The organism is Qipengyuania polymorpha (assembly GCF_019711435.1).
GTDB lineage: Bacteria > Pseudomonadota > Alphaproteobacteria > Sphingomonadales > Sphingomonadaceae > Qipengyuania > Qipengyuania polymorpha.
In genome coordinates this window covers 428,592-442,263 of record NZ_JAIGNK010000003.1, presented here as the reverse complement: position 1 = coordinate 442,263, position 13,672 = coordinate 428,592, and the positions used below count along the sequence as shown (strand labels likewise).

At 64.7% G+C, this 13,672-nt stretch carries 15 protein-coding genes; 9 read left to right on the top strand and 6 right to left on the bottom strand.

Translation table 11 applies throughout. From position 1 onward, the window contains the following. Positions 1 to 34: 34 nt before the first annotated feature. The 3 genes from K3152_RS10985 to K3152_RS10975 are packed head-to-tail and all read left to right on the top strand — an operon-like array spanning position 35 to position 3,224. Positions 35 to 1,066, top strand: coding sequence for a ligase-associated DNA damage response exonuclease (locus K3152_RS10985; protein ID WP_221574145.1), 1,032 nt, complete (start codon positions 35 to 37; stop codon positions 1,064 to 1,066). A gap of 4 nt (positions 1,067 to 1,070) precedes the next feature. Next, positions 1,071 to 2,663 carry a cisplatin damage response ATP-dependent DNA ligase gene (locus tag K3152_RS10980; RefSeq protein WP_221574144.1) on the top strand — a complete coding sequence of 531 codons (1,593 nt, stop codon included), beginning with the start codon at positions 1,071 to 1,073 and terminating at the stop codon, positions 2,661 to 2,663. A 45-nt stretch (positions 2,664 to 2,708) separates the two neighbouring features. Continuing rightward, positions 2,709 to 3,224 (top strand): DUF1993 family protein, encoded by a 516-nt coding sequence (locus tag K3152_RS10975; protein ID WP_221574143.1) that lies wholly within the window; start codon positions 2,709 to 2,711, stop codon positions 3,222 to 3,224. On the opposite strand, the gene K3152_RS10970 is transcribed toward K3152_RS10975, so the two are convergent. From K3152_RS10970 to K3152_RS10945, 6 genes are read right to left on the bottom strand one after another with little or no spacing between them, the layout of a single operon-like run. Further along, entirely contained in the window at positions 3,221 to 3,502 is a 282-nt protein-coding gene (locus K3152_RS10970) for a DUF167 domain-containing protein (protein ID WP_221574142.1), read from the bottom strand. The genes K3152_RS10975 and K3152_RS10970 overlap by 4 nt on opposite strands. Before the next feature lie 3 nt (positions 3,503 to 3,505). Continuing rightward, the gene (locus K3152_RS10965) at positions 3,506 to 4,069 is read right to left on the bottom strand and encodes a gamma carbonic anhydrase family protein (protein ID WP_221574141.1); all 564 of its coding nucleotides are present in this window, start codon (positions 4,067 to 4,069) and stop codon (positions 3,506 to 3,508) included. Continuing rightward, the gene (locus tag K3152_RS10960; protein WP_221574140.1) at positions 4,066 to 4,623 is read right to left on the bottom strand and encodes a GNAT family N-acetyltransferase; all 558 of its coding nucleotides are present in this window, start codon (positions 4,621 to 4,623) and stop codon (positions 4,066 to 4,068) included. The genes K3152_RS10965 and K3152_RS10960 overlap by 4 nt, the downstream gene beginning before the upstream one ends. Further along, positions 4,616 to 5,167 (bottom strand): GNAT family N-acetyltransferase, encoded by a 552-nt coding sequence (locus K3152_RS10955; protein WP_221574139.1) that lies wholly within the window; start codon positions 5,165 to 5,167, stop codon positions 4,616 to 4,618. Before K3152_RS10955 ends, K3152_RS10960 begins: the two co-directional genes overlap by 8 nt. Continuing rightward, complete coding sequence (gene hemB, locus K3152_RS10950) at positions 5,160 to 6,158, bottom strand: porphobilinogen synthase (RefSeq protein ID WP_221574138.1); 999 nt, start codon at positions 6,156 to 6,158, stop codon at positions 5,160 to 5,162. The genes K3152_RS10955 and hemB overlap by 8 nt, the downstream gene beginning before the upstream one ends. A 49-nt stretch (positions 6,159 to 6,207) precedes the next feature. Next, a complete protein-coding gene (locus K3152_RS10945; RefSeq protein ID WP_221574137.1) occupies positions 6,208 to 7,791 on the bottom strand; it encodes a M23 family metallopeptidase in 1,584 nt (527 codons plus the stop codon). Between the two features lie 193 nt (positions 7,792 to 7,984). On the opposite strand from K3152_RS10945, the gene K3152_RS10940 reads away from it, so the two are divergent. The 6 genes from K3152_RS10940 to K3152_RS10915 all read left to right on the top strand — a co-directional run bounded on the left by K3152_RS10940 (position 7,985) and on the right by K3152_RS10915 (position 13,637). Next, positions 7,985 to 10,498: a helicase-related protein gene (locus tag K3152_RS10940; protein WP_221574136.1), complete on the top strand. Its 2,514-nt coding sequence runs from the start codon at positions 7,985 to 7,987 to the stop codon at positions 10,496 to 10,498. A gap of 1 nt (position 10,499) precedes the next feature. Then, a complete protein-coding gene (locus K3152_RS10935; RefSeq protein ID WP_221574135.1) occupies positions 10,500 to 10,757 on the top strand; it encodes an RNA-binding S4 domain-containing protein in 258 nt (85 codons plus the stop codon). A gap of 49 nt (positions 10,758 to 10,806) precedes the next feature. Next, the gene (gene fdxA, locus K3152_RS10930) at positions 10,807 to 11,145 is read left to right on the top strand and encodes a ferredoxin FdxA (RefSeq protein ID WP_040964444.1); all 339 of its coding nucleotides are present in this window, start codon (positions 10,807 to 10,809) and stop codon (positions 11,143 to 11,145) included. A 13-nt stretch (positions 11,146 to 11,158) separates the two neighbouring features. Continuing rightward, entirely contained in the window at positions 11,159 to 11,983 is an 825-nt protein-coding gene (locus tag K3152_RS10925; protein WP_345719801.1) for a YihY/virulence factor BrkB family protein, read from the top strand. Between the two features lie 179 nt (positions 11,984 to 12,162). Continuing rightward, positions 12,163 to 12,696 (top strand): CarD family transcriptional regulator, encoded by a 534-nt coding sequence (locus K3152_RS10920; protein ID WP_221538178.1) that lies wholly within the window; start codon positions 12,163 to 12,165, stop codon positions 12,694 to 12,696. Between the two features lie 137 nt (positions 12,697 to 12,833). Beyond that, positions 12,834 to 13,637, top strand: a complete 804-nt coding sequence (locus tag K3152_RS10915) for a head GIN domain-containing protein (RefSeq protein WP_221574133.1) — start codon at positions 12,834 to 12,836, stop codon at positions 13,635 to 13,637. Positions 13,638 to 13,672 lie beyond the last annotated feature (35 nt).

Sequence of the window (13,672 nt, the reverse complement as noted above, 5' to 3'; positions counted from 1 at the left end):
GGAACGCATCGCCCGGCGCTTGCTTGAATCGGCGATGGCCGCGCCTTTTTCCTGGATAAAGCCCGAACCGCACGGGATCTACATCCCCCCCGCCGATTGCTGGGTCGATCCCAGCCGCGCGGTGGACAACGCGCTCGTCACCCACGGCCATGCCGACCACGCGCGCGGAGGCCACGGCCAGACCGTCGCCACGCCCGAAACGCTCGCCATCATGGAATTGCGCTATCGCACCGGGGCCGAGGACGATGCCGGTGAAATCCCGCACAAGGCCGTGCCAATCGAATATGGCGAGACCATCCGCCTCAAGGGCGGCGTCGATGCGACATACATCCCTGCAGGCCACGTCCTCGGCAGCGCGCAAATCCTGCTCGAACATGCCGGCGAGCGGGTCATCGTGACCGGCGATTACAAGCGCCGCGCGGACCCGACCTGCCCGCCTTTCGAGGTCACGGCCTGCGACATCTTCATCACCGAGGCGACCTTCGGGCTGCCGGTCTTCGAGCATCCGCCCATCGAGGAGGAAATGCGCAAGCTGCTGGACCGGCTGGCAGCGCATCCCGACCGCTGCGTACTCGTCGGTGCCTATGCGCTGGGCAAGGCGCAGCGCGTCATCGCCGAATTGCGCGCGGCGGGGCATCACCAGCCGATCTACCTCCATGGCGCGATGGAGAAGATGTGCCGGCTTTACGAGGAGCACGGCGTCGATCTCGGCGAGTTGCGCCTCGTTGCCGATGCGAAGAAGGGCGATTTGCGGGGGGCTATCGTCATCAGCCCGCCCTCGGCCTTGAACGACCGCTGGAGCCGCCGTCTCCCCGAACCCATCACCGCCATGGCGAGCGGCTGGATGCGCGTGCGCCAGCGTGCCCGCCAGCGCAATGTCGAGCTGCCCCTCGTCATTTCCGACCATGCCGACTGGAGCGAACTCACCCGCACCATCCGCGAAGTCGACGCACAGGAGAACTGGATTACACACGGCCGCGAGGACGCGCTGCTCAGATGGTGCCAGCTTCACCAGCGCCGCGCCAAGGCGCTCGCGCTGGTGGGATACGAGGACGAGGACGACTGAAGGCGTGGAAGAGTTCGCCGCCCTCATCGACGCGCTGGTCTATACGCGCAGCCGCAACGAGAAATTGCGGCTGATTGCCGCGTATCTGCAGGCCACCCCCGACCCTGACCGCGGATGGGCGCTCGCGGCGCTGTCGGACGGGCTCGATTTCCCCGCAGTTAAAAGCTCCACCATCCGCAATCTCCTGAAAGACCGTATCGACCCGGTGCTGTGGACCTTGAGTCGCGATTTCGTGGGCGATACCGCCGAGACGGCAAGCCTGCTCTGGCCCGCGCCGCAAGAGCCGCCCTCACCGCCCTCGGTCAGCGAGACGGTGGAATTGCTTTCGGCCATGAACCGCAAATCAGTGGTAAAAGAACTTCCCAAGCTCTTGGACAGGCTCGATTCTTCGGGGCGTTACGCGCTGCTCAAGTTGGCCACCGGCGGTATGCGGATTGGCGTCAGCTCGCGGCTCGCCAAGACGGCTTTCGCGCAAAGTTTCGACGTCTCGGTCGAGGATGTGGAGGAATATTGGCACGGCCTCACCCCGCCCTACGCTGACCTCTTCGCCTGGGCCGCCGATGGTGCCGCGCCGCCCGATATCGAGAACCTGCCCACCTTCCGCCCTTTCATGCTCGCCCACCCGCTCGAGGAGACGGTTGTCGACCTTGGCGATTACGCCGCAGAATGGAAATGGGACGGGATTCGCGTGCAATTGGTACGCGCAGGCGGCGAAACGCGCCTGTTTTCCCGTTCCGGAGACGATATTTCGGCCACTTTCCCCGAATTGCTGGGCGTCTTGCCGATGAATGCGGTGCTCGACGGCGAGTTGCTGGTGCGCGGCAATGTGCAGGGCGGCGAAGCTGGCGGGGCGGCGAGCTTCAACGCGCTCCAGCAAAGGCTGGGGCGCAAGACCGTCTCGAAGAAGATGCTGAAGGATTATCCCGCATTTGTAAGGCTTTACGATGTGTTGCTGCTCGAAGGCGAGGACTTGCGCCCGCTCCCGTGGGAACAGCGGCGCGGACGGCTCGAAGCGCTGGCGTCACGGCTTCCCGCATCTCATTTCGATATCAGCTCCGTCGTCGAAGCGACTGATTTCGAGCACCTTTCGCAAATCCGCGAAGGCAGCCGCGAAGACGCCATCGAAGGGCTGATGCTCAAGCGCAAGGACAGCCCCTATATCGCCGGGCGCCGTGTGGGATACTGGTACAAATGGAAGCGCGACCCGCTGCTGGTCGACTGCGTGCTGATGTATGCTCAGCGCGGCAGCGGCAAACGCTCGAGCTTCTTTTCCGACTACACTTTCGGCTGCTGGGACGGCGACCCCGACGAGGGCGCCGACCTGCTGCCCGTCGGCAAGGCCTATTCGGGCTTCACCGACGAAGAATTGAAGAAACTCGACCGCCATGTGCGCGGCAACACGGTCAATCGCTTCGGCCCGGTGCGCGAGACCGACAAGAGCCTCGTCTTCGAAGTCGCCTTCGACAGCGTTCACGAGAGTAAGCGCCACAAGTCCGGCCTCGCCATGCGTTTTCCGCGCATCCACCGCATCCGCTGGGACAAGCCCCCGCACGAGGCCGACCGTATCGAGGCCCTGCGCGCCCTCATCGCCGATTGACGGCAGTGCCTCATGCGCTAGGTGCGGCGCGGTACACGGGAGAGAATGATGACCCACAAGGATTTGCTCGTCGCCACGCACCTCCAGATGCTGGGGACGCTCGACGGACTGCTCAAGAAGGCTGCCGAGCACGGCAAGGGCGATGCGCTGCTCGCCGAGAAGCTGGCCGAAGACATGCTGCCCCTTTCCACGCAGGTCCGGTTCCTGGTGAACATGCCGGGCGAAGCCATGGCGCGGCTCATCGGGCTCGACTTCAAATCCACCGAGCAAGACCCTGAAACCCTTGCCGAAGCGCGCAAGATGGTGGCGGAGCGCAAGGCCGATGTCGAGAAATGGTCGGCGCACAATTTCCTCGCGGAAAACGAGAAGATCGAACTGGTCATTCCCAATGGCATGACCTTCGACCTGACCGCGGGCGAATATGTCCGCGACTGGGCCGTTCCGCAGTATTATTTCCACGCAACAACGGCTTACGCGATATTGCGCAAGGAAGGTCTCGACATCGGCAAGGCCGATTTCGTCGGCTACATGTTCCGCTACATCCGCCAGCCGGCGAGCTAACGGGAAATCCGCAGCACCTTCTCGCGCGAAGTCTGGCCGCGTAACAACGCGACGAACGACGGCGCGATGCCCAGCGCCTTGGCGACCACGGCCATCACCGCTTCATTCGCCGCGCCATCCTGCGGTTTTGCCCGTGTCTTCACGGCAAGCTGGCCTTCGAAAAGGCTCACATCGTCCACCCGCGCACCCGGCGTGACGCGAACCCGCAGCTGGCCCCGCTCGTCGATCAGGGCTTCGATTGCGCTCGCATCGGGAAGGGCCTGTTTGGGTCGACCCATCCGCTAGTCGAGCGCCGCCGCAACGGCTTCGGAATGATGTTTCGCGTTCTCGGCATAATGCGCCACGCCGATGCGCATGCCCGCAATGGCGGCATCGTCGAGGTCGCGCATCTTGCGCGCGGGACGGCCGCCCCAGAGCTCGCGCGCGCCCATGACCTTGCCTTCGGTGAGCATGGCGCCCGCCGCCAGCATGGCGTCGCTGCCTATGACCGCCTTGTTCATCGCTATGGCGCCAAGGCCGACGAAGCCGCGGTCCTCGATGATGCAGCCGTGGACCATCGCCATGTGGCCGATGAGAACGTCGTTGCCGATGATGAGCGGGCTGCCGTCGGGGTCGCCCGGGCGCTCGGGGTCGCAGTGGAGCACACTGCCGTCCTGCACATTGCTCCGCTCGCCGATGACGATGCGGCTGACGTCGGCGCGCAGCACGCAATTGTACCAGACCGAGCTCTCCGCCCCGATGGTGACGTCGCCGATGATGGTGCAGCCAGGCGCGATGAAGGCGCTCTCGTGGATTTTCGGCGTCTTGCTGTGGATGGGGATGATGTTGACGCCGGGGCGGTTCATTGCGCGTGCTCCCATTGGTCTTTCGTGAGCGAATACTGGATGACCGGATTATCCTCGGGGGGATATTCGGGATCTTCGAAATCAAGGTCTTCGCGGCGGACCATGCCGAGTTTTTTCATGAGTTTCCAGCTCGCCACATTGGCCTCGCTCGTCAGCGCGACGACATGCGGCGCATCGACCCGGGTGAAAGCCCATTCGAGCACAGCGCGGACCGCCTCCTCGGCATAGCCCCTGCGCCAGCGATCTTCGCGTATCAGCCAGCCGATTTCATGATCCCCCTGATTCTTGGCCAAGGGATTGTCGACCAGCTTGATGCCCGCATGGCCGACAAGTTCGCCGCTCTCCTTTTCGATGAGCATCAGGAAGCTGAAGCCGCGCTGGGCGTACCACTGCATCGCCTTGGCGTGCTTCGCCTCGATCTCGTGCAGTTCCTTGGGCCCACCCAGCCGTGCCATGACTGCAGGAGTGTTGAGCACGCGGTATTGTTCGGCCGCATCGGGTTCATCGATGGTCCGGAGGATAAGCCTTTGCGTTTCGGCGATAATGTCAGCCATCGAGGTCCGTCCAGGCGCCGCGTTCAATGCCATAGACGATAATGGTGTCGGCCCCGAAGTCGCTGTTCTGGAAATCGAGGTCCTCGCGGTGCCGCATGCCGAGACGCTTCATCAGTCCCCAACTGGCCACATTGGGTTCGACGGTCAGCGCGACCACCTGCTCAGCTCCGAAGCGCTCGAACGCGATGTCGAGCGAGGCGGCAGCGGCTTCCTTGGCGTAGCCCTTGCCCCAGGCATCTTCGCGCAGGCGCCAGCCGACTTCCATCTCGCCAACCGGCCCGCCTGCCTGGTTGCAGCGCTTCAGCCCGCAGAAGCCGAGGATGACGCCATCCTCCTTACGCTCGACGGCCCAGAAGGTGTGACCATCCTGTGCCTGATAATCCAGCAGTCTTTGCTGGGCGGCAGCGCGCTTGGCGTCATCGCATACGCCGCCCAGCCACTCCATGACGGCAGGCGTGTTGGTGGCTTGCCAGAACGGCTCCCAGTCCTCCTCGCGCCAGTCGCGCAAGACGAGGCGGTCGGTTTCGTGGCGGAACTCAGGCACCGAGCAGGCTCGCCGCCACGGGGGCGTGATAGGTGAGGATTCCCGAGCAGCCCGCGCGCTTGAAGGCGACGAGCTTTTCCATCAGCAGCGCCTCGCGGTCGGCAATACCGGCGGCGGCTCCTGCCTCGATAAGCGCATATTCGCCGCTGACCTGGTAGGCGAAGACAGGAACGCCGAAGCGCTCCTTGGCGCGCCAGATGACGTCGAGATAGGCGAGGCCGGGCTTCACCATGACGCTGTCAGCGCCCTCAGCGATGTCCATGGCAATTTCGCGCAAGGCCTCGTCGCCATTGGCCGGGTCCATCTGGTAACCCTTCTTGTCGCCCTTCAGCAGGCCGCCCGAGCCTACCGCATCGCGGAACGGGCCGTAGAAAGCAGAGGCGTATTTGGCGGCATAGGCCATGATTTGGACATTGGGCTGCCCATCCATTTCCAGCGCCAGGCGGATCGCCTTTACGCGGCCGTCCATCATGTCGGAGGGCGCAATGATGTCCGCGCCGGCCGCCGCCTGGTTCACCGCCTGGTCGACGAGAATGGCGACGGTTTCGTCATTGAGGACATAGCCCTGCGCATCGACCAGTCCGTCCTGCCCGTGGCTGGTGTAGGGGTCGAGTGCGACGTCGGTGAGGATGCCGATGTCGTTCCCGCAGGCATCGCGCACAGCCTTGATGGCGCGGCACATGAGATTGTCGGGGTTGAGCGCCTCGTCCCCGCCCTCGCTGCGCTTGTCGGCAGGAGTGTTGGGGAAGAGCGCGATGCACGGAATACCGAGCTCGACCGCTTCCTTCGCGCGTTTGGCGATCCCGTCGACCGACCAGCGCGAAACCCCCGGTAGGCTCTGGACCGGTTCTTCCACACCGGTGCCGCTGGTGACGAAGAGCGGCCAGATAAGGTCTGCGGGGGTGAGCACGGTCTCGCGGTGCATCGCGCGGCTCCAGGAATGGGCGCGCGTGCGGCGGAGGCGAGTGGCGGGGTAGGCGGCGTCTGTCATGGGGCGGAGCCTTGCCGTAAAGCGAAGGCTCACGCAATCCGGGAGGAGGTCAGCCGATGGTCTTGGGCTTGTCGAGCTTGTCGATTTCGCGGGCCGGTTCTTCTTCGGCGGTTTCCTCGGCGGTCGGGGCCAGATCGGCAAGTGCCGCGCCTTCCTCGACATCGCGCAGCGTACCCATGGCGGAACGGAAGCGTTCCAACTCGCTGCCCGAGAGTTGCTTGCGGGTCACGAAGCTGACCGAAGCCGGATTCACGGCCTTGCCGCCGCGATACATCTCGTAATGGAGATGCGGGCCGGTCGAGAGGCCGGTCGAGCCGACATAGCCGATGACCTGCCCCCGCCGCACGCTCGCCCCGCGGTTCACCGCGATGCGGCTCATGTGGCAGTAGCGCGTGTCGATGCCGTTATTGTGCCGAATGCGTACGGCATTACCGCAGCCGCCCATGCGACCGGCGCCGGTCACACGGCCATCGGTCACGGCGACGATGGGCGTTCCGTGCCGCGCCCTGAAATCGACACCCGAATGCATGCGGCGATAGCCCAAAACCGGGTGACGGCGCATGCCGTAGCGTGACGTCATCCGACCGGGGACGGGGGCGACTAGGCCGCCCTTTTCCTCGCCCGTGCCGTCGGCGTCGTAGAAATCGCCTTCTTCGCCCCAGCGCATCAGGTTCACCCCGCCGCGCGAGCCGCGTTCGAGGCCTGCGAAGAGCAGCTTGCCTGCCTGACGCTCGCCCGTGGCGGCGCGGCGGTGCGACACGATCATGTCGAAAGTGTCGCCTGCACGAACATCGCGTTGGAGGTCGAGCTGCGTGCCCAGCGCCTTGATATAGGCCTGCACCGCACTTGCGGGAGCGCCTGCGGCACGCGCCGAACGATAGAGGCTGTCGCCCACCTGCCCGCGAATGCGCAGCGGCGTCTCGTCGACACGGATGATGCGGCGGGTCAGGTTGAGCGGGCCGTCATCGCCCTGCCGGTCGACCTTGAGCTCAAGGTCGAAACGCGCGCGGAAATTGAGCTTGTCGAGCGGGCGCTTGGCACCGGCTTCGGGGCGGCGGCCCAGCGTGATATCGATCTGCGTGCCCGGCTCGAGGTCATCGAGCGAAACGGCGCTGCCGATAAGCTTTGTCACCTCGTCCGCTTCGCCGCGCGCGAGGCCCGCGCGCATCAGTGTGCGCTCGAGGCTGTCACCACGGCCGAGCGTGGCGAGCAGCTGCATCTGCGGGCGCTCGGGCGCTTCGGCGAGCGGGCGGACCAGCGCGGTCGGACCCATGCGGCGGCCCGTATCGGCGCCAAGGCCCAGCGGCATGATCATCTGGCTGCGGTATTCGCTGCGCACCTGTGCATCGTCGGGCAGCGGCGAGGCCGCTTCGAGCGGGGCGAAGTCGGGCCAGAAGGCCAGCGCCACTACGGAAAGGCCGACGAATGTGCCGAGACCGCGGAACCAGCGCTTCGAACCGATATCCGCGCCAAGGTCGGGTGCGATGTCGAGATTCTCGATCCGCGAATAGACGCGGTCGCGCATATCGCTGAAGGAAGCGGCGCGCGCAGGTTCGGCAATTGCAGCATCGCCGCCGAGACCGGCAACGACCTGCTTTTCGCCTTTTGCTTTCCTGTGCGTGGAAAGACCCACTTGTGCCCCTCGTCTTTCGATTGTCCGACAAGACCCTGCCCGTCGCACGTTTCGTCCTGATTGCCCGAATTGATAGACAAACAAAGTGAAATTCGTCTTAACCGTCGACAGGGCGAGTCTCCTGAGCGACGAACCGTGGGCGGATTTCGGCGGATGGTTGCACCTTGCAGCCCGCGCTGCCACCTAGGCAAATGTGAACGACGCCTCCGTCAAGGCGGTCCTCGGACCCACCAACACCGGCAAGACCCATCTCGCCATCGAACGCCTTTGCGCGCATTCGAGCGGGGCGATGGGCTTTCCGCTGCGCCTGCTCGCGCGTGAAGTCTACGACCGCGTGGTCGCGATCAAGGGCGAGAAGCAGGTCGCGCTCATCACCGGCGAACAGCGCATCGAGCCACCCGATGCGCGCTATCTGTGCTGCACCGTCGAGGCGATGCCCCGGAGTGCAAACGAGCGCGCCTTTGTGGCGCTGGACGAGGCGCAGCTGGCCTCGGACCGCGAGCGGGGCCATGTCTTCACCGACCGGCTGCTCAATGCGCGGGGCCGCGAGGAGACCATGCTGCTCGGCTCTGCGACACTGGAGCCGATGGTGAAGGCGCTGATACCGGGCGTCGAGGTTTCGGAGCGACCGCGTTTCTCCACCCTCACCCATATCGGCCCGCGCAAACTATCGCGCCTGCCGCCAAGGAGCGCCATCGTCGCCTTCAGCGCGGAGCAGGTCTATGCGGTTGCGGAAATGCTGCGGCGGTTCCGCGGCGGGGCGGGCGTGGTCATGGGCGCACTTTCACCGGAAACGCGCAACAAGCAGGTCGAACTGTTCCAGAATGGTGAGGTGGACTATATCGTCGCCACCGATGCCATCGGCATGGGGCTCAATCTCGACATCAACCATGTCGCCTTTGCGGGCCTGTCCAAATTCGACGGCGTGCGGATGCGGCGGCTGTTCCCGGCCGAGATGGCGCAGATTGCCGGGCGCGCAGGTCGCCACCAGCGCGACGGGACCTTCGGCACGCTTGCTGGCGCGGGCGGCAAAGCGGGTCCCGCCCCCGAATTCACCGACGAGGAAGTCTACGCCATCGAGGAGCATCGTTTTGCTCCCATCACCAAGCTGTTCTGGCGCGAGCCGGAGCCGGGCTTCGATTCGCTCGGGGTCCTGATTGCGGACCTCGAAAGCCCGCCGGAGCATGAGGCATTGCGCCTGGCGCCTGAGGCCATCGACCTCGCCACCCTCAAACGCCTTGCCGACGAGCCGGTTGCCGCCAACGTCCGCGGGCCGGGCATGGTACGACGCTTCTGGGAGACCTGCTCGCTCCCCGATTTCCGCGCGCGCGGCCCCGACGTGCACGCCCGCTTCGTCGCACGGCTGTGGCAGGATCTGAGCCAGGGCTATATTGGCGCAGATTACGTGGCCGCGCGCATTTCCGAACTGGACAATGTAAGCGGCGATATCGACACCCTGCAGGGGCGAATTGCCGCCATCCGCAGCTGGGCCTATATCTGCCAGCGGCCCGACTGGGTGCTCGCCCGTGACGAAATGGCGGCGCGCGCCCGTGGGGTTGAAGCCAAATTGTCGGATGCGCTCCACGCGCGGCTGACCGAAAGATTCGTGAACCGAAGGACTGCCATACTGATGAAATCGCTGGGACAGGACGCCTCCATGCTCCCCATCACGCTCGCCGAAGACGGCACGCTGCTGGTCGAGGACGAGGCGCTGGGTAAGGTCGAGGGCTTCCGCTTCGAAGTCGACCCGGCGGCAAACCATGCCGACCGCAAGATGCTGCTTGCTGCGGCCGAAAAGGCCCTTCCGCGCATCCTTGGCGAAAAGGCGGAAAAGCTGGCGGCATCGGACCTTGCCGATATCGAGCTTTCCCGCGGTGCCATCCGCTGGAATGGCCAGATGCTGGCAAAACTGCAGCCGCGCGACGGGCAGGTGAAACCCGCGCTCGAACCTTCGCGCGAGGTGCTGCTCCTTCCGGACAATGCGAAGAAGGCACTGATGGACGCGCTCGACGCATGGCTCGACAAGACGCTCGAGCCGCTCGAGCCCCTACGGCGCATGCATATCGCCTCGGCCAATCCTGAGGCAGGTAGCCAGGCGCGCGCGCTGCTCTTGAACCTCATTGCCGGACACGGCTTCGTGACCCGCGAAAAGGCGGGCATCGAGCATTTGCCCAAGGAAATGCGCCCGTTCCTGCGCAAGATTGGCGTGACCTTCGGCGCGCTCGACATTTTCGCGCCCATGCTGCTGAAGCCCGCCCCGCGCCAGCTCCTCAGCCAGCTCGGCATCGACCGCCGCCCGCTGCAGGAAGCGATGCTGCCGGTCATTCCCGACGCGAAGAAGCTCCCCGCCGGCTATCGCCATGCAGGCTCGCAGGCCATCCGGCTCGACCTCGCCGAGAAAATCTTCCGCGCCGCGCACGAGGCGCGCGCCAAGGCCGACAAGAGCCGCAAGTTCCGCCTCGACCTCGCGCTGCCCATCTCCATCGGGCTGGAAGAGAAGAACGCCGAGCGCCTGCTCGGCCAGGCCGGTTTCCGCGTCCAGCGCGCAAAGCCGCTTGCCGAGGGCGCTTTCGGTCCGCCCCGCCCCGACAGCTGGGAATGGCGCCCCTCGCGCCGCAAGCAGGAACGGCAACAGCCTGCCCGCCAGCAGGCTCCGCGCGAAGGCAGCGCCTTTGCCGGTCTCGCCGACTTGATGAAGCAGGGGTAAGTTGAGGCTCGACCGCCTGCTCTGTTTCCTGCGCTTCGTGCGCACCCGCAGCGCGGCCCGCAAGCTCATCGAGGAAGGCCATATCCGCAAGAACGGCGAACGCGTGCTCCGCGCCAGCCGTGATGTCGCGACGGGTGATGTCCTCACCCTACCCATCGGGAACGGGGTCAAGCTGGTCGAAGTGCTCACCCTGCCCGAGCGCCGCGGGCCACCGCGCGAGGCGCAAGAATGTTATCGGGAACTTGACCCCGGCGCATGAATAGCCATAGCAGCGCAGCACAACACTTCTGAGAGGGACACTTCGCTCCATGACCTATGTCGTCACCGACGCCTGCATCAAATGCAAATACACCGACTGCGTCGAGGTCTGCCCGGTCGACTGCTTCTACGAGGGCGAGAACATGCTCGTCATCAACCCGTCGGAATGCATCGATTGCGGCGTGTGCGAACCCGAATGCCCGGCCGAGGCTATCCTCCCCGATACCGAGGACAATCTCGAGAAATGGCTCGAGCTGAACACCAAGTTCAGCGCCGAATGGCCGAACATTACGAGCCAGAAGGAACCGCCCGCCGATGCCGACGAGCACAAGGGCGAAGAGGGCAAGTTCGACAAATACTTCAGCCCCGAACCCGGCGAAGGCGACTGATCGCGCCGGACGGGTGCTATCCGACCTGAAAGCCGCCTGGGCCGCTGGCTCGGATGATAACATCTCGCTGATTGCTGCAGGCATCGCGCATTACGCGCTGCTCGCGCTGGTCCCTGCGCTCGGCGCGCTAGTGCTGGGCTATGGCGTGTTTGCCGACCCCGAAACGGTGGCGGGACATATCGAGGCGCTTTCCGCCAACCTGCCCGCCGCGGCCGCTGAGATAATTGGTGACCAGCTGCGCAATGTCAGCGAAGGAGCTGCCGGGGCACAGGGGCTGGGCCTGCTCGTCGCCCTGGGCATCGCGCTTTGGGGCGCACGCAATGGGGCGCGGGCTTTGATGATGGGGCTGAACATCGCTTTCCATGCAGGCGAGGCGCGCGGCTTCGTGAGGGGGAATCTCGTTGCGCTCGCCATCACTCTCGCTGGTATTATCGGCCTCGTCGCCCTCGGGGGAATCAGCACGACGCTGGCGGTCCTTGCTGGGCCGATAGGCGCGCTCGCAAGCTTCCTAGTCCTCCTTCTCGCGGCGACCGGCGGCGCGGCGCTGCTCTACCGCTTTGCGCCCAATAAGCCGGAACCCGCTTGGCGCGTTATCCTCCCGGGAGCGCTGCTGTTTGCCGCCGGTTGGCTGGCGGCCACCGCTGCCTTCGCCTTTTATGCGGCGAATTTCGGGAGTTACAACGCGACCTATGGCTCGCTCGGCGCTGTCGTGGTGCTCATCACATGGTTCTACGCCAGCGCGCTGCTGCTCCTGCTTGGCGCGGAATACGCGGCCGTGAAAGCTTCCGGTAAGGACGAAGAGGGGCCGGAAACTGCGAAGACTCGCAATAATCGCTAGGTTGTGCTATATAATGCAACAACTGCACCGGTCCCTGCCGGCGCAGATGTGAGAATTGAAAGGGCCGTCAAGCTAGCAGCACCACAAGAAGACATCTCCCGCGCACCGAATTCGGGGCGCGGACAGGAAGTTTTGTGACGCTGCATCCCCCCGCACGGCTCCGACGAAAGGATTGATGCATGGCGAGCAAGGCAGACGCCTTCGACGTTGGCGATTATGTTGTCTACCCCAAGCACGGCGTGGGCCGTGTCATCGAACTGCAGAGCGAGGAAATCGCCGGTATGCAGCTCGACCTCTATGTCCTCCGCTTCGAGAAAGAGCGCATGACGCTGCGCGTACCGGTCAACAAGGTCGAATCGATCGGCATGCGCAAGCTGTCCTCGGACAAGACCCTGAAGGAAGCGATGGAAACCCTGAAGGGCAAGCCCAAGGTCAAGCGCACGATGTGGAGCCGCCGCGCGCAGGAATATGAAGCGAAGATCAATTCGGGCGAAATCGTCCTGATTGCCGAAGTGACGCGCGACCTCTTCCGCCCCGATGACCAGCCCGAACAGAGCTATTCGGAGCGTCAGATTTTCGAAGCGGCCTCCAGCCGCCTCGCTCGCGAATTGGCCGCGATGGAAAAGACCGACGAGCCCACCGCTCTCGAAAAAATCCTCGACGTGCTGCGCGAACATGCGCCGCAGTATTACGAGAACACCGAAGAAGCCTGAGCGACAAACCGCTTACAGCATTCGACGAAGGGGCCGCTCCGCAAGGGGTGGCCCCTTTGCTGCGGGTTGAACTTAGGTGCGTGCCGTATTATGTCACCAATACGCCAAGCCAATTCGGCGACAGGAAAGGACAAGGCATGATCCACAAGGTATTGAAGGGCGTGGCCCCGCTCGCGGCACTGGCTGCAGGCGCTCTCCTCGCCGGATGCAACGGCAACATCACCATCGGCGACAGCAAGGGCGTTCCCCTTGCCGAACTCGACCAGGGCGGCGAAGCGCCGAGCGAAATCGTCCTCGCAGGGCCTGACAATGTCGTCGTCACTCGCGGCGATGCCCTCACGATCGACGTATCGGGCGACCAGGAGGCCGTCGACGCGCTTCGCTTTACCCTCGATGACGGCGCTCTCGGTATCATGCGCGACCGCGATGCCGACCGGAATATCGGGACGGCTACGGTGCGCCTTACCATGCCCAGCCTGACCGCCATCGTCCTCGCCGGATCGGGCACTGTCGAAGCCGACGCGATGGATGGCCAGTCCGATGTGACCATTGCAGGCTCGGGCTCTGCCAAGGTCGGCACGATCACTGCCAACCAGCTCGACCTCACCATCGCCGGCTCGGGCAATCTGGAAGCAGGCGGTGAAGTCGACCGTCTCGACCTCACCATTGCCGGGTCGGGTTCGGGCCGTCTGGCTGCCCTCAAGACCGGGCGTGCAGATGTCACGGTCGCAGGCTCGGGCGACGCCGAATTCGCTTCGGACGGCCGGGTCGAGGCGTCGATCATGGGCTCCGGCACCGTCACCGTTATTGGCAACGCGGATTGCACCGTCCAGTCGATGGGCTCGGGCAAGTTGAGGTGCCGCGGTGGCTCGACTGCCAAATCTGACAAGGCAAGCGCTCCGGAGACGCCCGAAGCACCGGATGCACCCCCGGCCCCCTGAGCCGGATTAATCGAGTTTTCACACCAACAGGGCTA